The organism is Streptomyces sp. NPDC032126 (assembly GCF_055580085.1).
Map to the genome: position 1 here is coordinate 35,975 of NZ_JBVIMA010000014.1, position 18,326 is coordinate 54,300.

22 protein-coding genes and 2 pseudogenes are annotated in these 18,326 nt (G+C 71.2%); 20 read left to right on the forward strand and 4 right to left on the reverse strand.

The features are described 5' to 3' along the window. The first annotated feature begins 235 nt into the window (after positions 1 to 235). The 13 genes and pseudogenes from ACZ5NW_RS35585 to ACZ5NW_RS35645 all read left to right on the forward strand — a co-directional run bounded on the left by ACZ5NW_RS35585 (position 236) and on the right by ACZ5NW_RS35645 (position 9,977). Positions 236 to 1,186, forward strand: coding sequence for an NUDIX domain-containing protein (locus ACZ5NW_RS35585; protein ID WP_468748171.1), 951 nt, complete (start codon positions 236 to 238; stop codon positions 1,184 to 1,186). Beyond that, on the forward strand, positions 1,183 to 2,052 hold the full coding sequence (locus ACZ5NW_RS35590; protein WP_468748172.1) for a class I SAM-dependent methyltransferase: 870 nt from the start codon (positions 1,183 to 1,185) through the stop codon (positions 2,050 to 2,052). Before ACZ5NW_RS35585 ends, ACZ5NW_RS35590 begins: the two co-directional genes overlap by 4 nt. After that, positions 2,049 to 3,494, forward strand: a complete 1,446-nt coding sequence (locus ACZ5NW_RS35595; protein ID WP_468748173.1) for a phosphotransferase — start codon at positions 2,049 to 2,051, stop codon at positions 3,492 to 3,494. Before ACZ5NW_RS35590 ends, ACZ5NW_RS35595 begins: the two co-directional genes overlap by 4 nt. Beyond that, positions 3,491 to 4,531, forward strand: coding sequence for a GNAT family N-acetyltransferase (locus ACZ5NW_RS35600; protein WP_468748174.1), 1,041 nt, complete (start codon positions 3,491 to 3,493; stop codon positions 4,529 to 4,531). Before ACZ5NW_RS35595 ends, ACZ5NW_RS35600 begins: the two co-directional genes overlap by 4 nt. Then, positions 4,528 to 5,184 (forward strand): M15 family metallopeptidase, encoded by a 657-nt coding sequence (locus ACZ5NW_RS35605; protein WP_468748175.1) that lies wholly within the window; start codon positions 4,528 to 4,530, stop codon positions 5,182 to 5,184. The genes ACZ5NW_RS35600 and ACZ5NW_RS35605 overlap by 4 nt, the downstream gene beginning before the upstream one ends. Before the next feature lie 43 nt (positions 5,185 to 5,227). After that, positions 5,228 to 6,094: pseudogene (locus ACZ5NW_RS35610) on the forward strand (bifunctional class I SAM-dependent methyltransferase/NUDIX hydrolase); the annotation flags it as partial. Positions 6,095 to 6,182: 88 nt separating this feature from the next. Continuing rightward, positions 6,183 to 6,923: an asparagine synthase-related protein gene (locus ACZ5NW_RS35615; protein WP_468748176.1), complete on the forward strand. Its 741-nt coding sequence runs from the start codon at positions 6,183 to 6,185 to the stop codon at positions 6,921 to 6,923. A 13-nt stretch (positions 6,924 to 6,936) separates the two neighbouring features. After that, a complete protein-coding gene (locus ACZ5NW_RS35620) occupies positions 6,937 to 7,209 on the forward strand; it encodes a PqqD family protein (protein WP_468748177.1) in 273 nt (90 codons plus the stop codon). A gap of 5 nt (positions 7,210 to 7,214) precedes the next feature. Then, positions 7,215 to 7,628: a lasso peptide biosynthesis B2 protein gene (locus tag ACZ5NW_RS35625; protein WP_468748228.1), complete on the forward strand. Its 414-nt coding sequence runs from the start codon at positions 7,215 to 7,217 to the stop codon at positions 7,626 to 7,628. Positions 7,629 to 7,717: 89 nt separating this feature from the next. Then, positions 7,718 to 8,734 (forward strand): protein-L-isoaspartate O-methyltransferase family protein, encoded by a 1,017-nt coding sequence (locus ACZ5NW_RS35630; RefSeq protein ID WP_468748178.1) that lies wholly within the window; start codon positions 7,718 to 7,720, stop codon positions 8,732 to 8,734. 287 nt (positions 8,735 to 9,021) lie between these two features. After that, on the forward strand, positions 9,022 to 9,594 hold the full coding sequence (locus ACZ5NW_RS35635; protein WP_468748179.1) for a transposase: 573 nt from the start codon (positions 9,022 to 9,024) through the stop codon (positions 9,592 to 9,594). Further along, positions 9,558 to 9,812 carry a transposase gene (locus ACZ5NW_RS35640; RefSeq protein WP_468748229.1) on the forward strand — a complete coding sequence of 85 codons (255 nt, stop codon included), beginning with the start codon at positions 9,558 to 9,560 and terminating at the stop codon, positions 9,810 to 9,812. The genes ACZ5NW_RS35635 and ACZ5NW_RS35640 overlap by 37 nt, the downstream gene beginning before the upstream one ends. Positions 9,813 to 9,827: 15 nt before the next feature. Then, positions 9,828 to 9,977 (forward strand): hypothetical protein, encoded by a 150-nt coding sequence (locus ACZ5NW_RS35645; RefSeq protein WP_468748180.1) that lies wholly within the window; start codon positions 9,828 to 9,830, stop codon positions 9,975 to 9,977. Between the two features lie 113 nt (positions 9,978 to 10,090). Here the strand turns inward: ACZ5NW_RS35645 and ACZ5NW_RS35650 are convergent, their stop codons facing one another. Then, entirely contained in the window at positions 10,091 to 10,306 is a 216-nt protein-coding gene (locus ACZ5NW_RS35650) for a hypothetical protein (protein ID WP_468748181.1), read from the reverse strand. A 614-nt stretch (positions 10,307 to 10,920) separates the two neighbouring features. Beyond that, positions 10,921 to 11,511, reverse strand: a complete 591-nt coding sequence (locus ACZ5NW_RS35655) for a DUF6417 family protein (protein WP_468748182.1) — start codon at positions 11,509 to 11,511, stop codon at positions 10,921 to 10,923. A gap of 779 nt (positions 11,512 to 12,290) precedes the next feature. Between ACZ5NW_RS35655 and ACZ5NW_RS35660 the strand changes: the two genes are divergently transcribed. Further along, positions 12,291 to 12,908 carry an RNA polymerase sigma factor gene (locus ACZ5NW_RS35660; protein ID WP_468748183.1) on the forward strand — a complete coding sequence of 206 codons (618 nt, stop codon included), beginning with the start codon at positions 12,291 to 12,293 and terminating at the stop codon, positions 12,906 to 12,908. Between the two features lie 920 nt (positions 12,909 to 13,828). Further along, entirely contained in the window at positions 13,829 to 14,683 is an 855-nt protein-coding gene (locus ACZ5NW_RS35665) for an IclR family transcriptional regulator domain-containing protein (protein WP_468748184.1), read from the forward strand. A gap of 321 nt (positions 14,684 to 15,004) precedes the next feature. Here ACZ5NW_RS35665 and ACZ5NW_RS35670 read toward each other — a convergent pair. Beyond that, positions 15,005 to 15,587: pseudogene (locus ACZ5NW_RS35670) on the reverse strand (Tn3 family transposase); the annotation flags it as partial. A gap of 40 nt (positions 15,588 to 15,627) precedes the next feature. Next, positions 15,628 to 16,209: a TetR family transcriptional regulator C-terminal domain-containing protein gene (locus ACZ5NW_RS35675; protein WP_468748185.1), complete on the reverse strand. Its 582-nt coding sequence runs from the start codon at positions 16,207 to 16,209 to the stop codon at positions 15,628 to 15,630. A gap of 24 nt (positions 16,210 to 16,233) precedes the next feature. Here ACZ5NW_RS35675 and ACZ5NW_RS35680 point away from each other — a divergent pair, with 24 nt between their 5' ends. The 5 genes from ACZ5NW_RS35680 to ACZ5NW_RS35700 all read left to right on the forward strand — a co-directional run bounded on the left by ACZ5NW_RS35680 (position 16,234) and on the right by ACZ5NW_RS35700 (position 18,313). Beyond that, entirely contained in the window at positions 16,234 to 16,476 is a 243-nt protein-coding gene (locus ACZ5NW_RS35680) for a nuclear transport factor 2 family protein (protein WP_468748186.1), read from the forward strand. Beyond that, positions 16,473 to 16,667, forward strand: a complete 195-nt coding sequence (locus ACZ5NW_RS35685) for a hypothetical protein (RefSeq protein WP_468748187.1) — start codon at positions 16,473 to 16,475, stop codon at positions 16,665 to 16,667. The genes ACZ5NW_RS35680 and ACZ5NW_RS35685 overlap by 4 nt, the downstream gene beginning before the upstream one ends. Next, positions 16,664 to 17,158 (forward strand): DUF3237 domain-containing protein, encoded by a 495-nt coding sequence (locus tag ACZ5NW_RS35690; RefSeq protein WP_468748188.1) that lies wholly within the window; start codon positions 16,664 to 16,666, stop codon positions 17,156 to 17,158. Before ACZ5NW_RS35685 ends, ACZ5NW_RS35690 begins: the two co-directional genes overlap by 4 nt. A gap of 361 nt (positions 17,159 to 17,519) precedes the next feature. Next, positions 17,520 to 17,978, forward strand: coding sequence for an SRPBCC family protein (locus ACZ5NW_RS35695; protein ID WP_468748189.1), 459 nt, complete (start codon positions 17,520 to 17,522; stop codon positions 17,976 to 17,978). Continuing rightward, the gene (locus ACZ5NW_RS35700) at positions 17,975 to 18,313 is read left to right on the forward strand and encodes an ArsR/SmtB family transcription factor (protein WP_468748190.1); all 339 of its coding nucleotides are present in this window, start codon (positions 17,975 to 17,977) and stop codon (positions 18,311 to 18,313) included. Before ACZ5NW_RS35695 ends, ACZ5NW_RS35700 begins: the two co-directional genes overlap by 4 nt. Positions 18,314 to 18,326: the final 13 nt, after the last annotated feature.

Genomic DNA, 18,326 nt, shown 5'->3' on the forward strand with positions numbered 1-18,326 from the left:
CACTCTTCGAACCGGGGCCCTGAGCCGACAAGGGTCGGTGCATTCCACACGATGTGCGAACCCCGAACTGCTGGCATTTTCAGCCCGACCGAAAGACACCAGTTCGAAATCTGCGCCAGGTCGTTGAGTTTGTCGACCCAGCTGGACGACGGCCAAGGGGCGCCTCCGCGCCGCTGCACGCTCACCTCCCTTGGCCGATTGCCCGTCTGCGTATCCGCACGTCAAGGAGCCTGAGATGACCGTGTCTGAAGACCCGCGCGGAACGGCCGCACTGCTGGTCGACTCCCGTGGCCGATACCTGCTGCACCTTCGCGACGCCAACAAGAAGATCTGCGACCCCGGGACGTGGAGCATCCCGGGCGGTAATCGCGAAGGAACAGAGTCCTCAGACGAGGCGGTACAGCGCGAGCTGCTCGAAGAGACTGGCCTGGAGCTCCCGCTGGAAGAGTTCACGGTGGTCGACTGCGTCGGCCCCGACGGGGCCAAAGGCCAGATCCGCGTCTACCTCGGAACCTGGGACGGCGACGCCAACGATCTCCCCTGCCCGGAGGGGATCATGTTCCGCCACTTCGATGCCGAGACCATCCCGCACTTGACGATGTGCCCCTGGACGGAGCAGGTCATCAACCTCCACCAGGCCCAGGCTCCCACACGGTCGCGGGTTCCGGCGCAGGCCCGCCCCGGCGGGCAGGCCCGCCTCAACGTCGTCGGTGTCCACCTCTACCTTGAACAGGAAGGCATGGTCCTCCTCGGTCTGCGTCACCCCAGCGCCGCGTTTGCGGCCTCCCGTATGGCGACCGAGCCGGGCACGTGGACCCAGCGGAGCCAGCTGGCGCCGCCCGCGGACAGCGACCGCGGATTCTGGCTGGCGGCCGACCATCTCCTCGGAGGCGGTCTGGTGCGGGACTTCGGGTCTGAGCACCTGGCGATCGGCGCACCTGGCTGCGGATCCTGGATGCGCGCGGAGCCGGTGGGCCACCGGCGCTGGAGCGTCACCGTCCAAGGGCCGCGGGACATCTGGAAAGAGATCCAGGACCTCGCCGACCGGTGGCGGGCCGCACGCTCCCCCGACCGCTACCGCCTCTACTTCGACGCGGACGGCGTGCAGCGCGCCGTGTCCGAGTGCGGATGCCTGTCCTGGCACCTGCCCGCCTCCCACCCGCGCGATGAGGGAGCCACCTCGTGACCTACCCCGACGGGCCCCTTCCGGGCCTTGCACCGGAGCATGAGGCCATGTTCGAGGGCGCGGCGTTGACCTACGCCCGCCACCGCCCGGGCCTGCCGGAGGCGGCGGTGTGCCTGCTCGCCGGCACGCTGCGGGGCCGGCCGTCCCCGGTGCTGCTCGACCTGGGCACTGGAACCGGGCAGGTGCCCCTCGCGCTCCTGTCCGCCGGCGCTGAGCTGACGCACATCGAAGCGGTCGACGTCAGCCCGCAGATGCTGCATCAGGCCAGGCAGGCCCTCACCCCCGTGCTCGGCCACTGCACCCTCACCCTGGTCCACGCGGCGGCCGACGCCTACGAGCCGCTCGCGACGCTGCCCGGCGAACCGGACTCCGGCCCGGACCTGATCACCTTCTGCCGGTCCTACCACTGGATGAACGGTGAGGCGGTCCTGGAGATGGCCGACCGGGTCGCCACACCAGGTGCCGCAGTAGCGATCATGGGCGACGGGAGCCTGTGGACCCACGACGCCGACTGGACCCGTGCGCTGCGCGAGTTGATCCAGCGCTACCTGGGCGCCGAGCGCCGGGCGGGCGCCCGCCGTGCCTACGCCGAGCCCCGCCGCTCGTACGAGGAGGACCTCGCCGACTCGCCCTTCAAAGACGTCACCGAGCACCTGTTCCCGGTGACCCGCGCCTGGGCACCGCACGAGGTGCTCGGCTACCTGCGCACCACGTCGTTCGCCGCTCCCGAGCTCTTCGCAGGGCGGCACCAGGCGTTCGAGGACGAAGCCCTCGCACTTCTCCACGCGCACCCAGTGGACGGGTCTCTGGTCGAGGAAGCGACGTTCAGGATTCTGCTCGCCCGGCGTCCGGAGGGAGCGCGATGAGCAGCGAGCAGCGGCACACCGAGCCGGTGGACGTCCACCTGATCCTGCGTCGGGAGACCGCCGACGGGCCGCAGGTTCTGCTGTCCCGGCGGGCCGGGCAGGTGTACGCCGCCGGCTTGTGGCACCTACCGTCGGGGCATCTGGACGGTCCGGACGAGGACGTGGTCACCGCCCTGATCCGCGAGGCACGGGAGGAGACCGGTGTCGTCATCGACCCGGCCGACGTGCGGGCCGCCGTGACCGTGCACCACCGCAGCCCCGGAGGCGCCAGTCGTACCGGGCACTTCTTCGAGATCCGGCGGTGGAAGGGCGAGCCGGAGATTGCCGAGCCGGACGTCTGCGACGCGATGGACTGGGCACCCCTTACCGCCCTGCCCGCCCCAATGGTGGCGTACTGCCGTGCGGGCCTGGACACCTACAGCGCCGGCGCGCGGCTCGCCCTGCACTTCCAACTGCCCGGCGACAGCATCGCCTTCGACCCCGGTGCCGACCGGCTGCTCATCGTGCCGGACGTGACCGGCCAGGCATCTGCCGCCCGTCCCGACGCTGCGGTCGTGGAATTTGCGGAGCGGGCGGTCGGCGGGATCGCGCAGTGGACGGATACGTCATGGGCGCGCGAGGAGAGCCGGGTGTGGCGGGTCCACGGCGTCCAGGGCGGCACCTGGTATGTGAAGGTGCACCAGAGCGAGCGGTTCCACGGCAGGGAAGTGCGGGGGCTACGGACGTGGGCACCGGGACTGGGGGCGGCCGCCCCCCGGCTGGTCGCCGCCGACGAGACCCTGCGGGCGGTGGTCCTCACCGCGGTGCCGGGCCGCCCGCTGCACGGCGCCGTCCTTGCCCCGGAGCGGGAGAGGAAGGTCTTCCACCGGATCGGGGCGCTGGCCCGCCGCATCCACCAGTCCTCTCTCCCACGGCCCGCTCCCGCCGGCAGCGGCCCGGCCGTGGCCAAGGCCGACCGGCACCTGGCCGGGGCGCGGTCTCATCTACTTCCGGGTGATGAGGAGTTCGTCCGCGAGCTCGTCCGGCAGGCCGAGGACCTGCCACCACTGGAGTGGGTGGAGACCCACGGAGATTTCCAGCTCCGCAACATCCTCGCCACCCCCGACGCCGCCGACGAAACGGACGACCGTGAGGTCTTCGTGGCGGTTATCGACCTCGAGCGCAGCGAACCGGGGCCGGCCGTACGGGATCTGGTTCGCCTTTCCGACGCCTGGGCTGGCCGCGACGACCTCCTCGAGGCGTTCCTGACCGGGTACGGCAGGTCCCTGACCGCCGCCGAACAGGCCCGCCTCCTCATCGACGCAGCGCTCGATTCCGTGAGCGGGATCGCCTACGGCGCCGCCCACGGTGACCCCGAGCTGGTCGAACGCGGCCGGCGGACCCTGGCCCGGCTGCGCGCCGAGCACTGTGCCGCCCTCTCACCAACAGGAGACGCCCAGTGAACGCCGACTCAGCACCCACTGCCGCGGCCGAGCCGCGCGACGCCGCCGGACGGCCGCCGGTCCGCGCGGCAACCCCCGCTGACGCCGAAGCCGTCACCCGGATGCGCTCCGCATACGTCCTGTCCGCACCGTTCGCCGAGGACTGGGTCCGGCAGTGCACGGACGAGCTGGCGCCACGGCTCACGCCGGAGGGAGACGCCCGGGCCTTCGTCGTCGACGCCCCGGACCGCACGATGGCCGCCTGCGCCCTCGGCCTGATACACCCCGTGCTCCCGGCCCCTGCCTACCCCCGGGGCCGGGCGGCCCGCGTACAGATCGTCGCCACCCAGCCCGAGTTCCGCCGCCGCGGTTACGCCCGGGCGGTCTTATCCGCACTCCTCGACCACCTCGCCGACGTCGAGGACGTCACCCTGTTCGAGCTGCACACCAGCCCGGAGGCTGCGCCCCTGCACCGGGAGCTCGGCTTCAGCGGCAGCCCGGCGCTGATGCGGATGACCCGCCACCGTCAACGTGCCAGTGCTGTGCCCAGTGCGCAGCCGGACTCGACGTGGGTGCCGCCGCAGCAGTACGCCGACTCACTGCCCCGGGCGGCCGCGTACGTGTGCCTCTACGTCACCGACGAGGACGACCGGCCCCTGCAGCTGCACTCCGTCTACTCCCCCGGCCACCCCTGGCACATGATCGGTGGCGCGATGGATCTGGGCGAGCGGCCCTGGGACGCGGTGGTGCGCGAGTGCCGGGAAGAGACCGGCATGACCGCCGCGGGGCCGCCCCGGCTGCTGGCCACCGTGTTCGGGCTGCCCCGGGAGCAGCGTCCGTACAGCACTCTGCAGCTGATCTTCGACGGCGGTCGCCTGACCGATGAACAGATCCGGGGCATCACCCTCAATCCGCGCGAGCACGACGGGGCCCGCGTCCTGCCCTTGGCCGAGTGGGAGGCCTTGATGCCGGCCCGCGACTTCGTGCGGCTGCGCGCCGTGGAGGAGGCCCGCCGCACCGGCGTCGCCGCATACATCGACACCTGGGGGAACGCATGAGCGCCAGCAGCATCGTCTTGATGTCGGACCCGCGGGTCGCCGCGATCCCTGTCCAGGAGCGCGGCGAAGTCCTCCTCGACACCCGCGTGCACGGCCTGAGGGTCGACGACCGCAAGCAGGACGCTGCGGGCGCCTGGGCCCACGTCCGCCAGGGCGTGCTCACGCGGCTCCAGCAGGCGCAATCGCTGCTCCCCGGCGGTGTGCAGTTGCTGTTCATCGAGGGCTACCGGCCCCCCTCCCTGCAGCGCCGGTACTTCGAGGAGTACTCCGACGAGCTCGGCCGCGCCCACCCGGACTGGCAGGCCGCCGAACTCCGGGAGGCCGCCAGCCGCTTCGTCTCACCACCGGAGATCGCGCCGCACTCCGCCGGCGCGGCCGTCGACGTGACGCTGATCGACCACCAGGGCCGCGAGCTGGACATGGGCACGCGCGTCAACGCCTCCCCCGAAGAGTCCGAAGGCGCCTGCTACACCGACGCCCCCAACCTGAGCGCCCGGGCTCGCACGAACCGGGCCACCCTGGGCGACGCGCTGTCCACCGCAGGCTTGATCAACTACGGGACCGAGTGGTGGCACTGGTCGTTCGGCGACCGGTACTGGGCCCTGCAGACCCAGCAGCCGGCCGCCCTGTACGGCCCCATCGAACTGCCCTGACACCGCACCATCACCCCGCCTTTCACGAACGAGGAGCGACCTTGTGGGATTCACCCGCACTGACTGGTCCGAGCACTACACCGAAGGGCGAGGCTTCCGGCGGCTCGGCGACGAGGAGAAGCGCCTGCTCGTCGAGCATGCCCCGGCAGCCCAGGGCGGCCGCGCGCTCGACGTAGGGTGCGGAACGGGCGAGATGTCCGTCTACCTCACCTCGCTCGGCTACACCGTCGACGGAGCGGACTTCGCCGAGGGCGCGCTAGAGCGGGCCCGCGCGGAGCACGCCGGGGTGGAGGGGGTGCGCTGGCTGAGCCTGGATGTCGAGCGCGACGACCTGGCCGCTCTTGCCGAGGACGGCTACGACCTGATCGTGCTGCGGCTGTGCATCGCGTTCGTCCGCGATCGCGCCCGTGTCCTTCGCCGTCTGGCCGCCCGGCTGCGCGAGGGTGGGGTGCTGGTCATCATCACGCCGATCGTGGAGAACACGCCGGAAGAGCGGCGCCACATCGCGCTGGACGAGAACGAACTAGCCGCGCTCACCGACGGGTTCGAGGACGTCGAGCAGTTCGACGCGGAGGGCCTGGCGGTGCTGGTCCTGCGCGGACCGGCCGGATTCAGCGCGGAGGAGAAGCTGCGGCCCGAGCCGCAGGCCGTCTTCGGTGCCGCAGTGGTGGTCACCGATACGTTCGGCCGGGTCCTGCTGGGTCGCTCCACCCGAGGCATGTGGGAGCTACCGGGCGGCCGCATCGAGACAGACGAGGCCGCACCAGCGGCCGCGGTGCGGGAGCTGAACGAGGAGACCGGACTGACGGCCCGCGTGGACGACGCTCACGTCATCACCGTGCTGCACGACGACCGCCTGGATGTACGCCGCGTCACCGCCGTGGTCCGCATCTCCCGCTGGGACGGTGAACTCTCTCTGCCCGAGCCACACCGCTTCGTACGCTGGGAGTTCCACGACCTGAACACCTTGGCGACCCTCGGGAAGATCTTCGCGCCCAGTGCCCAGGGTCCGCCCGGCCTCCAAGGTCGACCTGGCCGGCGCCTGGTGGCAGACGGCCGCCGAACTACGGGGCCCGGCCCGGGACTGGATTCCCCAAGCCCAGCGCCCGCTCGCCTGGACGCCGCTGCTCGCCTCTGCGGACTGGATGACCCACAGCGCCCGGCTGATGCTCGCCTCCGCCGTGGACGAGGCCGCAGGCGCGCTCACCGACGCCCCGGCCCGGCTGGCCGAGTGGTCCGACCGGCAGGACCTCGCGCGGATCGGCGCAGACAGCGCCGGGTGGCGGACGCTCGCACTCGCCAGGCACGGCATCGACCTGGCCGCCCCGTTCCTGGACAACGAGGTAATCCGGGCCTGCCTCACCGTGCCCGCCGACGACCGCGGCGCCCCCGGCACCTACAAGCCGCTGCTGGACGCGGCGTTCACCGGCAGCCGGGTCCTGCCCGGCTTCGTGCTCGCCCGTACGACCAAGGGCGGATTCAACGCCCTCGCGTACGCGGGCCTGCGCGACAACGCGCCCGTCCTCAAGGACCTGCTGGGGCCGTCGTCGCAGCTGGCGGCGCTCGGGCTGGTCACCGAGCAACCGGTCGCAGACGCGCTCACGCGGGCCGCGGCCGGGCAGCCCACCGCCCAGGGCGCCCTGCACCTGGTGGTGGCCGCCGAGGTGTGGCTGCGCCAGCACGCCGCCGCCCGGGCGGCGTGCTGGGAGGAGGTGAGCGGCCATGTGGCGGCTGCGTGAAGGTACCCACCCCGTGCTCACCGACGAGGGCGGCGCGATCCTCAACGAACGGACCGGCCGCTGGGCCTACCTGACGCCGACCGCGTCGGCCGCGGTGATGCTCCTGCTCGCCTCCACCACCCAGGAGGAGGCCGCCGGCCAGTACTCCGAGCGGTACGGCATCAACGCCGGGCAGGCCACCGCCGACGTCCGCACGGTCGCCGAGGCCCTGGCCGCCCAGGGCCTCGCCCACGACGGCCAGGCGCCGGCCCGGACGCACTGCCGCCGGTGGAGGTGGCCCTCGTGACCAGCATGGAGGCGTACTCCACCGTCCGGACCGGCACCTTCTCCGAACGCCTGGCAGCCGCGGCCGGGCTCGCTCTCGCCCTGGTCCTGCTCCGGCTGCCGTTCCGGCACACGGTCCGGGCCGCCCGTCTCGCCCGCCGCCTGGGCCGGCGCGAGCTGGACGCGGCCCGGGCCGAGGCCCTCGTCGGCGCCGTACGGCACACCGCCCGCTGGTGGCCCGGGCGGGCCGCCTGCATGGAGACCTCTCTCGGTGCCGTCCTCGCCGCCGCCCTGCTCGGCCGCCGCCTCGACTGGCGCCTGGGGGCCCGGTTCGCCCCGCCGCCGGTCGAGTACCACGCCTGGGCCGACCTGCCCGGCCACGGCCCCGTCGGCGAGTACACCGCCGCCGGATGGCACCACCACACCGCCCTGACCATCTGACCCGCCAACGAACCGCCGGGCGCGTGTCCTTCACCCGCCCGGAGCAGTTCTCGCATACGAGTGCCCGTAGCCCCTCGAAGGAGTGAGCAGTGACCGCCGTCTCCGACGCCGCCACGACCGTCCCCGAACGCCACTACACCCACCACGACGGCCGCGGCGCCACCCCGCACCGCTCCAACCCGGCCGTCATCCACCGCGAGCTCACCACCCTCGACGTCCAGGCGGGCATGAACGTCGCCGAGTTCGGCACCGGCTCCGGCTACTCCGGCGCCCTGCTCGCCGAACTCGTCGGCCCCACCGGCGCGGTGACCAGCCTCGACATCGACGCCTACCTCGTGCGCTGGGCGAACCTCATCCACCACGAGCGCGGCCTCGACCACATCCGCTGCCACGTCGCCGACGGCACCGCCGGCTTCGCGGACAAGGCCCCCTACGACCGGATGGTGGCCTGGTGCACCCCGCCTCTGCTGCCGAAAACGTGGGTGGACCAGGTCATCGACGGCGGCCTGATCGTCGCCCCGCTGCCGATCGCGACCGTCCCCAACATGACCGTGGTCGCGAAGGTCCGCGTGCACGACACCGAGCCGGTGGTGGAGGAGGTGTTCACCGGCGGGTACATCGAGACGACCGGCTCCCCGAAGGACAACCTCGACCTGCCCGGCCGGTGGGTGGACTGGGAGAACCGCACCCCCGCACCGTCGTGGATCTCCATCGCTTGGCGCGGCCGCGACGACCGCCTCCACACCGGCGCCCGCACCGCGCTCGCCCGCCTCCTCAAGGACGCCCACACCGAGCCGTATGACGCAGACGAACTCGAACTCGACTGGCCGGCCTGGCGGACCTTCACCGCCGCCCAGGCCGACCCGCAGCTCACCATGGCCGGCCTCACCCCGGACCTGTGGGCCATCGGCCACTCCACTGCGACGACGGCCGCCGTCCTCCAGCAGGACGGCACGATCCTCGCCGACCGCCCCGACTCCCCATCCCTCGCCGTCCTGCGCGACTGGCTGACCGCCTGGGAGGACGCCGGCCGCCCCGCGCCCGAGACCTACATCCCCGCCCTCGCCCGCGGGGCCGACGGCTGGCACCTGCGCCTGACCCGGTAGACCACCGGCAGGCCCATCGGACTCAGGAGCCCGGGCGGGAAGCGTGACGGCCCCCGCCCGGGCCCCTGGCCGCTCTCGCCGTGCTTGCCGGTGACCGCGACCCGCTTGATGCCCATGACAAATTCCCCGCCCGGGTTCACCGTCTACGACCGGGGCCAGGCGGCCGGCGCACTCGGCGGCAGCGGGATCTCGTCCAGCCGCAGCCACCGCTCGCGACCCGTCGGATCGGGCAGGCAGAACCGCACGTCCCCGGCAGGTACTGGACCGGGGGAACTGGGCTCCCGAACTTGCCCGCCACGAATGGCGTGAAGGGCGAGGACGGCTGCGTGGTGCTGACCTACGCCCGGTCGGCGCAAGGGCACCTACACCCCGCCCTCGACCATCGACCGCCGCCTGTCCGGCGTGGTCGTCACCGGCCGCACCGACCACCACCTGGTCCTACGACCAAGTCGTTCAGCCTCTCCGCCTGGGTCCGTCTCTCGGACATCTCCCGCAGCCAGACCTTCCTCTCCCAGCAGGCGACCACGCTGGATGCGGTCCGCTATGTCGTCGACAACGGCGTCAAGTGGGTCAACCTGCCCTGTGACTGCCCGCCGTACCGGCGCGCGCACGCGTTCGCCCGACGCTGGCAGGTGACGGGCCTGCTCACAGAGCTCCACGACCGGCTGCGCGACAAGGTCCGCCAGAAGGAGGGCCGTTCGCCGGACCCGACGGCCGCCATCGTGGACTCGCAGTCACTGCGGACGGCGACGAACACCCCGCGCTCAACGTCCGGGTGGGACGGCGGGAAGAAGGGGTGGGAGACCGCAAGCGGCACCTGGTCGTGGACTGTCTCGGCCTGGTCCTGGCCGTCGCGGTGAGTGCGGCGAGCGTGCACGATCGCGACGCCGCCGTCCCGCTGCTCGGGCGGCTGGGCACCATGTACTTCTCCATCCGTCTCGTCTGGGCGGACGGCGGTTATGCGGGTCGGCTCGTCGACTGGGCGGCCGAGAAACTCCAGCTCACCCTTGAGATCGTCAAACGCACCGACTCCACCAGCGGATTCGTGGTGCTGCCGCCCAGGTGGGTGGTGGAGTGAACCCTGAGCTGGCTGATGCGCTCGCGCCGCCTGGTGCGTGACTACGAGACACTGCCCGCCATGCACGAGGCCATGGTGCTGTGGTCCATGACCATGCTCATGAGCAGCCGCCTGGCCGGGCGCCAGCCAGGCGCCTTCAGCCGACCGACGCCCCGATCGGGGTAAACACCCCCGACTGCACCTCCTGGCCGATACATCGCCATACCGGTCGATGTGCGCAAACAGGATCTCGTGGTCCTGCGCGACGCGGGTGCGCCAGACCCGGGCCTGCTCGCGGGTCAGGTCCTCGAGGACCAGCTCCCGGTCGACGACGTGCGCGAGCTCCGGCGCAGGTGCCGGGCCGGGAGCGGCAGCACGGCCAGGGCCTGCAGGGCGGCCGGTGCGGCGAGGGCGGAGCGCGCGGCCACGACGGCGGCGCGGGCCTTGGTGGCCGCCGCCTTGCGGGCGCGCTCCTGCTCCCAGCGGTGCTCGCGGGCCCACGGCTGGGCGGTCACGGTCTCGTGCAACTGCCAGCTGGCCGCCGCACGGCGCTCTCTGGCGTGGCATACGGCAGCGCGGCCTGCACGGCAGCCGTGACCACTTGGCGTCGGGCACGGCTGCCGACGCGCCGGCCCTCGCACCGCAGGCAGTGCCGGACCGAGTCCAGCAGCGTGCCCACGTCACACCGCCGGTCGCCGCACTCCTGACGCTGCGGCAGCGCACGGCTGACCAGCCAGCCCACAGGGCTCGTGATCGGCGCTCCCAACCGCAACTGCTCGTCCAGGCGCCGGGCGAGGGGGTCGGCACGGATCTCCGGCGCGGCTTCCCGGCACGCGAAACCCGCTACCTTGACCAACTCAATGCGGGTCGCGGCCTCCACCAGCTTGCGGCCGAATGCTCCAAGCGCTCCCACACCAGCCGGATCGGAGCCAAGACGATCTGCAGGTCCTGCAGCGGCAGAGGCACCCTCCCCTGCGGGACGACCGGGCCACCGCCGAGGCGGAGGCACCAGCCCGATACGCAGGACACTGCGTATCGGCGTCACGGGTGTGCCCGGCACGGGCTGACACCGCCGGGGCCCGGCAGCCCGCTGGACGACTCAGCTTCTCGCGGCGCAAACACCAGCCCGTCACGGCTGCCCTGGCAAGCCTGGGCTGGCAGGGTCGTACTGAATGTCGTAGTCGCGAGCGAAGCGGCGGGCCTCCGCCGCCGACCCCGCCAGCTCATGCAGCCAGAACCCGTACGCCACGCAGGCCATCTGCATCGGGGTCAGATACAGCCGCCACCGCTGCACACCCCGGTCGAACACCGCCGTGCGTACCTGCTCGACCATGCCCTCCTCCAGCCCAACCCGCAGCTGAGCAGCGAGTTGGGTCAATACACGCAAGGCGTCCATCTGCGAGGGCACGAGCTCAACCAGCCGGTGGCCCGGCAGTGGTTCTCCCCCGCCCGGGACGGGTCGGCTGCGGGTGTAGAGGAGTAGGTCGTGACCGCTTGGGGCAAGGCGGACCGCCCACCGCACGGGGCGCTGCTCCAGTGCGGACAGCGTCGCTCTCATCAGCACGTCGGCGCTCTCCACGAGCCCAAGGGCATGCACCCGGCCCAAGGCCTCGCGCCGCAACGGCGATTGCGGCCCATCCACGCTCCAGCCGTGCGCAGCCAACTGCTGCTGGTCGTGCACCAGCTCCAGCACCGCGTGTACGTCCGCCCTGCCGCTCATTCGCTCCCTCCACGGCCCACTGATTGCATGTACCTCGGCCGCGCGCCGCCAGTCGTTGCCGACCGAGCCCGGCGGGCGACCGCATGGTCTCGTGAAAGGCGATATCCGCCTCCGTGCGGGACTCGGCTGCCCGTTCCAGGTGCCTCTCCCCCTCTACAACGGCTCGCAGGCCCTGAGGTTCGCCTTGGCCAGCCCGTGTCCGCCGATGGGCGGGTGGATGCGGCCGCCCACTGAGCTCCTGGGCTCTGCCGCAATCGGCGTATGTCGGCATGCCACGTTCTGAACTCGAAAGTGCAGCCGCTCCACCGTCGGCTGCGTCTCGCCGTGGCCGGGTGTCCGCCCGGCAGGCCCCATCCCGCACCTCAAGTTGTCGAGCAGGCGTTCCACTTGTCACTAGCTTGAGTGAACTGCGGGTACGGCGGGGGAGATTCGCGGCCGCGGGCGCGTCTGGTGGGCGAGACGCGGAGCGCGTCCCTGTCCGACGGATGGAGAGCCACTTACATGACGCCGTTCTTGGAGTGGACCGGGTATCTCCCGGCCGCCGTGAGCGCGGTGCACGCGCTGGGCGCCCTGGTGCGCGTATGGCGGCAGAAATCTGCCGGCTGCGAGGCCGGACGACGCGACGCTGTGTTACAGCCCCAGGTCCGGGATGCCCAGGCCGGGGGTGACCCCGTCGTGCAGGTCAATGCCCCGTACGCGAGTGGCGTCGTGGTAGTACGGGTCGAGCTCACTGCCCAGGCCGCAACCGAGGACGCGGCGCCCGATTCGGAGCGCGGAGCGTGGTAAGCGACGGGCTGTCGGGCAAAGCCGTCGCGGTGAGCGGAGATGTCGGCCAGCGCCTGCTGGATGCGTATCAGGCATTCGTGAAGACGCAGCCCGCTGCTCTGCAGCGGGCGTACCGGACACTGTCGCTGGCCACATGCCAGGACATCGTGCAGGAGGCTTTCCTGCAGGTGGGGCGCAAGGCTGACAGAGGAGAGCTGGCGCCCGAGACGAATGTGACCGCCTACCTGCGGCAGGCGTCCCGCAACCTCGCCGTCGACGTGCTGCGCAAAAGACGGGGGGCGAGCGGACGCCTGGCGCAGCAGGGCAGCGCCGGGGTCTTGGACACCACGGTGCCGCGACAGCGTGATCTGGTCGATGAGGATCGACGGGTTTTGAACGAGCTCGTGATTCCGGCGATCGCGCAAATGCCGGCCAGCCAGCGCAAGCGAGTGGTTGATCTGCAGAGCCGCGGAATGAGCGACGCCGAGATTTCGGCGCTGCTCGGAATCCCTCCGGCCCGCCTTCACAACCTGCGCAATAAGGCAGTCATGCAGCTGAGGCGCACCCTCGCTGGGCATATTCGGGACGGGCAGCAGAAGAAGCGGCAGCAAGGAAAGCAGGGGAACAGGTGACCGATGTGGGCAGGTACGACGACCGCAGCAGCGGGGCTGGGCACCCAAAGCAGGTGGTCCCGGCCGGGCTCGCGGAATTGCTGGCCCGTCTCGCCGGACGAGACTTCTGGGACAGGCCCGATGGGGACTTCGGGCCTCTTACGGCCCTCTATGCGCTCAGCGGCGATGAGGCACAGCGTGTCAACTCCCTTTACCGGCTGGGAACGAAGGCCCTGCTGCGAGGAGAGCTGCTGCGAGCCGCTGACTGTCTCGGTGCGGCTGCCGAGGCCGGGCACCCCGGGGCGCTGTTCAGGATGGCGGCCCTCGCCTCCCGCGCAGGCGCAGACCGACGCGAGAACGTACGGTTCCTGGTCGCGGAGGCGGCCCGGCACGGACACGGCGATGCGGGCCGGCTGCTGAGTGCGGCGGACCGCCCGGCATCGACCGCTGGTGACGGCCTGGCTGCGGTGGAGGATCCGGAGTTCTTCGACGAGGTTCATGCAGCCCTGGGACTCCGGGCGGTTCCCCCTCCTGATCCTGGCCAGCACCTGCCGGTCATCCCGACATCGGGGCAAGGTGAGACGGTGGCCGTCCCAGGCACTATGCCGCCGGCTCGGCAGGGCGTGGAGCGGCAGTCGGCCCCACGTGGCTCTGCGGGGTGCGGGATCGAAGCAGCACAAGGACACACCGCCGACTCCGGGGGCAGCCCTGGGGCTCGTCCCGATCCGGCTTCTGCGCCGGTGGCGGGGGCGGATTGGGCGGCGCAGACGCTGCCGCCAGACACGTCGCCTGCGCGCCCCTACTGCGACACGGGTCATACGATGCTGCTGGCGGCCGGCCCCACGACCGGGTTATGGGCGCCGCCCCAGGGATTGTGGACCCCGTCCGCCCCGGCTCCAAGGTCCGAACACCGGCCTGGGGAATGGGAGTCTGCCCTGCGAGTGCTGGATGTCCTCCACCTCGTCCACGACTCGGGCGCGGCCGTCACCAACGCCGATGCCGCCCGCGCGGCCAGCGTCACCACGGCGGCGGCCGCCGAGCTGATGGCCTGGCTGAGTGAGAACAGCCTCACCACCGTCCTGCCCGACGGCACGTATGCCCCTGGCCCCCTGATGCAGGCGATCGACCGCGGTGAAGACGTCCTCCAGCAGCTCCTCGACCGGCTGCGCGAGGACACGGGCGCCGCGGTGTACGTCAGCGCCTATACCGACGGCGATCTCACCGTCACCCACGCCTCCTACACGGCCGACGCCCCAAAGGTCGACGAATACGTTTCGTTCAGGGAATGCGCCCACGCCAGCGCGGTCGGCAAGAGCATCCTGTCCCAGTTGACGTCCGAAGCAAGAAGAGAGCACCTGTCACGCTGGCGCCCGATCTCCCTCACCGCCAGAACCATCACCGACCACAAGGCCCTCTTCCAAACACTCGACACACACGGCCCCACCGGCTCCCACTTCGACGTGATGGAGTACTCCGACAACGAAGTATGCGCTGCGGTCTCTCTGCCGCTGCCCGGGCAAGCCCGCTGCGTGGCGCTGTCCCTTCCGGTCGCCGAACACCATCGCCTCACCACAGCCGCCCGTATCCTCAGCAATCGCTCCACCGGACTACTCCTCGCCGTCATCACAGCAGCAGCCCACCTTCAGCCCACGGCAGAAACAGGGCAGCCCTCAAAATCCACCGCACCACCAGGCAACCAACCCAACACACCCAACACCAGCAGCGACGTCGTCACGGCGCTCCGGTTCCATGAACGCATTGCCACCCCAGCCCGCTTGTTCATCGGAGGTCCTTGAAGCCACAGGGCCATCACCGAGGCACACCCCCAACCTCCTGCCCCGGCTGAAGCCCCGAGCAGTACGCGCCTCATCACACCGCACCTCCCCCACCTCGTACGGCGGATGAGCGGTCACACACCGCTCCCCGGCCGGTGCCTGCGCGGGGCAACGACGACCTCCGTCAGATCGCTGCCGAGGTCCTGCGTGAGGTCCGCTTCCGCGACAGCGGCCGCCGCGCCCACGGCATGACTCATCGCGGCCCGACCAGGCCAACGTGCCCGCGCCCTCCGGCAGCCGCCGAAGCGCAATGGCAGCGCGGCCTGCCGCACGATACGTCAGCATCCCCTCCCAGTACGCCTGGTGGATGGTGCCGCACTTGCCGTGGCACACGTCGCGGGTGAGCTTGGGGCGGGACTCCTGCACGGTGAACTGGTTCATCTGCCAGCGGTCGGTGTCGTCGACCGGGTCGACCACGGCCAGCAGGTGCAGGGCCTCGGCGATGCGCCCGTACTCGGCGAACGCCTACCCCGGCCAGGTGGGCCGTCCCTCACGGCCGAACATCCGCAGCAGGTCGGGCGCGGACCTGGTTGGTGACCAGGGAGCCGGCCACCCGCAGCATGTCCGGCCAGGCGTGATCATCTTGTTCAGGTTGACCCGGTTGCGGGCGATGTCCTCCAGCGGCCCGTACGTGCCGGTCTCCACGCCGGGCATCGCGCGCGTCAGAACCGCTGGTCGTCCAGGTTACGGATCCGCGGGCTGACGCCGTAGCCGACGATCTTGAACAGGCCGAACACTATGTCGGAGTAGGAGGCGTTGTCGGTGTCCACCATCTGCGGCTTCACCTCGCCGTCGAGGTTCAGTAGCGCGTCCAGGATGTGCAGCAAGTCGCGCGGGGGCCCGGGACGACCATCTGCCCGATGCCACCGCCCTCACTGACGACCTCAAGCTCGACTGATCGTTTCTCAGCCGGCCGGGGCCAGCGGTGCGAGGAGGCTGTCGACGACGCGGCGGACTTTCGCGGTTGCCGTGTCGTCGCCCAGGCGCATCGCGGTGTTCGCGGCGGTGAGCACGGCGTCGATCTGGAACGCTGTGAGGTCGGCGTCGAGGCCGTCACTCGTTGCCGCATCATCGGCGGCGTGTCGCAGCTCGGCGGCGATGCGGTCGCGCCAGGCTCGTTGCTGGCCGGCCAGCATGTCCCGCACCGGGCCCGGCCGGCTGTCGAACTCGGGCAGGTTCGCCGCCCAGAAGCAGCCGCCCGGGAACAGCGGCTGCTCGGCGTAGGCGAGCCAGTGCTCGATCAGAGCGCGCAGCCGCTCGGTGCCCTGGGGCCGGGCCAGCGCGGGGCGGATCACGGCTTCCTCGAAGGCCTCGCGGGCCGCGTCGATCACGGCCAGTTGGAGTTTCTCTTTCGTGGCGAAGAGTGTCTGGATGCTGCTCTTGCCGACGTTCAGGTCCGTCGCGAGCCGGCCGAAGCTGAGCCCGTCGAGCCCCTCCAGTGACGCAGTGTCGACGGCGTGCCGCACGATCGTCCGTCGCGACCGCATGCCTCGAAGCAGGCCACCCATCAGATGCTCGAGCTCGCCCAGGCGCTGGCGCACGCCAAGAGCCGTCAGGACCTGCCCGCGGCGCTCCGGCTCCTGCACCAGGACGTACGGCTGGAGTCGCCGCCCTTCGCCACCAACGCCCGCGGCCTGCCCGACACCGAGAAGGCGCTGGCACGCTTCTTCGCCGCCTTCCCCGACTACGAGGTCACCCTCGACGGGCACGCCGGCAACGACGACACCTGGTCTGCTGGGGAACGGCACGCATGACCATGACCGGTGACCGGTTCGGCGCGGCGCCCAACGGCCAGCGCGCCGAACTGCCGGTGTTCCTGAAGTTCACCTTCGCCGACGGTCTGATCGCCGGCGAGCGGTTCTTCCTCGACCTCGCGGAGCTGCGCGCCCAGTCGGGCGTCTGCACCGACCAGGTCCGCCACACCCTGCTGGGAGGCAGCGCATGACCCCCGACCCTCGCACCAAGTCCCTCCGCGAGATCACCACACGCCACCTGTTCGACCTCGTCATCGACCTCAGCCCCCGACTGGACTTCGGCGCCGGCCCGCTCGGCCGCAGAACCCTCTTCGGCGACACCGGAGGCACCTTCCAGGGACCGCGCCTGCGCGGCGACGTCCTCCCCATCGGCGGCGACTGGGCACTGCTGCGCCCCGACGCAACGATGTCACTGGACGTACGCCTCACCCTGCGCACCCACGACGGCGCCCTCGTCTACATGACCTACGGCGGCCGCTGGGTCACCCCGCCCGAACTGCGGGCCGACATCGCCGATCCGGCCAAGAGGTACGACATCGACCCGGCCCGCTACTACTTCCGCACCAACCCGCTCTTCGAGACCGGATCGCAGGAGTACGCATGGCTGAACGACATCGTCTGCGTCGGAGCGGGATACCTCATCCCAGGCGGCATCGCCTACAAAATCGCCCAGGTCGAATGAACACCGAAGGCCGAAGAGCCGTCACGACGAACCGCTCCGGCTCCGGTGGGACAGGACAGCCGCCGCGCCCAACTGGTCTGGCCGGTAGGGGCATAAGTGGCGCATCGTCGATCGGGCGCGGTGCGCCACCATAGGACGCCACCAGCAGTGATCACGACTGGGTGGGCATCCCGAAGCGCACTCGCACCGTGAGCCGTGGGCGCGATCCTCTGCCTGCTCAACGGACAGGGCCATCCGCGCAGTGTGGTTTCTCGCGCAGTTCCTGTGCCCCTCAATCATGCGCAATGAAAGGTTGCACGTTCGACCCAGCCGCCTTAGAGTCATGTGCAACCGAAGGTTGCGCGAGGGCGGGAGTGACGCGATGGAGTACGGCAGTATCTCGCGGGAGATCCACATCGAGGCGACGCCCGAGGTCGTCTACCAGGTGATCAGCAGGCCGGAGCACCTGCGGGAGTGGTGGCCCGACGAGGCCGAGCTGGAAACACCGCTACCAGGTGGCACTGGGACGGCGAGCTTCGGGAGCGGGCCGCAGGCCAAGGTCGAGCCGCTGACCGTCGTAGAGGCCGACCCGCCCCGGCGGTTCGCCTTCCGATGGGTCTGCGAGGACGGCGAGACCGCCGGGCCCGGCAATTCGCTGCTGGTGACCTTCGATCTCGTGCCCGCCGCCAACGGCACGCTGCTGCGGTTCTCCGAGACCGGCTTCCGCGAGAAGGGCTGGGAGGCCGCCGTGCTGGAGGAGGCGTACCAGGACCACGTCCGCGGCTGGGACTACTTCCTGCCCCGGCTTGTCGGCTACGCCGCCAAGGTGGCGACGCGATGACCATCAGCGGCGTGGACGACGAGCTGTGGTCCGCCGTCGGAGACCCGATACGCCGACGAATGCTCGACCTGCTGCTCGCCGAGAACGGCGGAACCGCCACCACGCTCAGCGCACACCTCCCGGTGACCCGCCAGGCGGTGGCCAGGCACCTCGGCGTGCTCGACCGCGTCGGACTCGTCCACGCCACGCCCTCCGGGCGCGAGCGCCGCTACGAGGTGGACGAGGCCCAGCTCGCCCGCGCCGTCGCGCAACTGTCCTCGGTCGGGGCCGCCTGGGACGCCCGACTTCACCGCATCAAGCGGATCGCTGAGGCGATCCAGCGCGGGCAGGGCTGACCAGCCCGCCCCG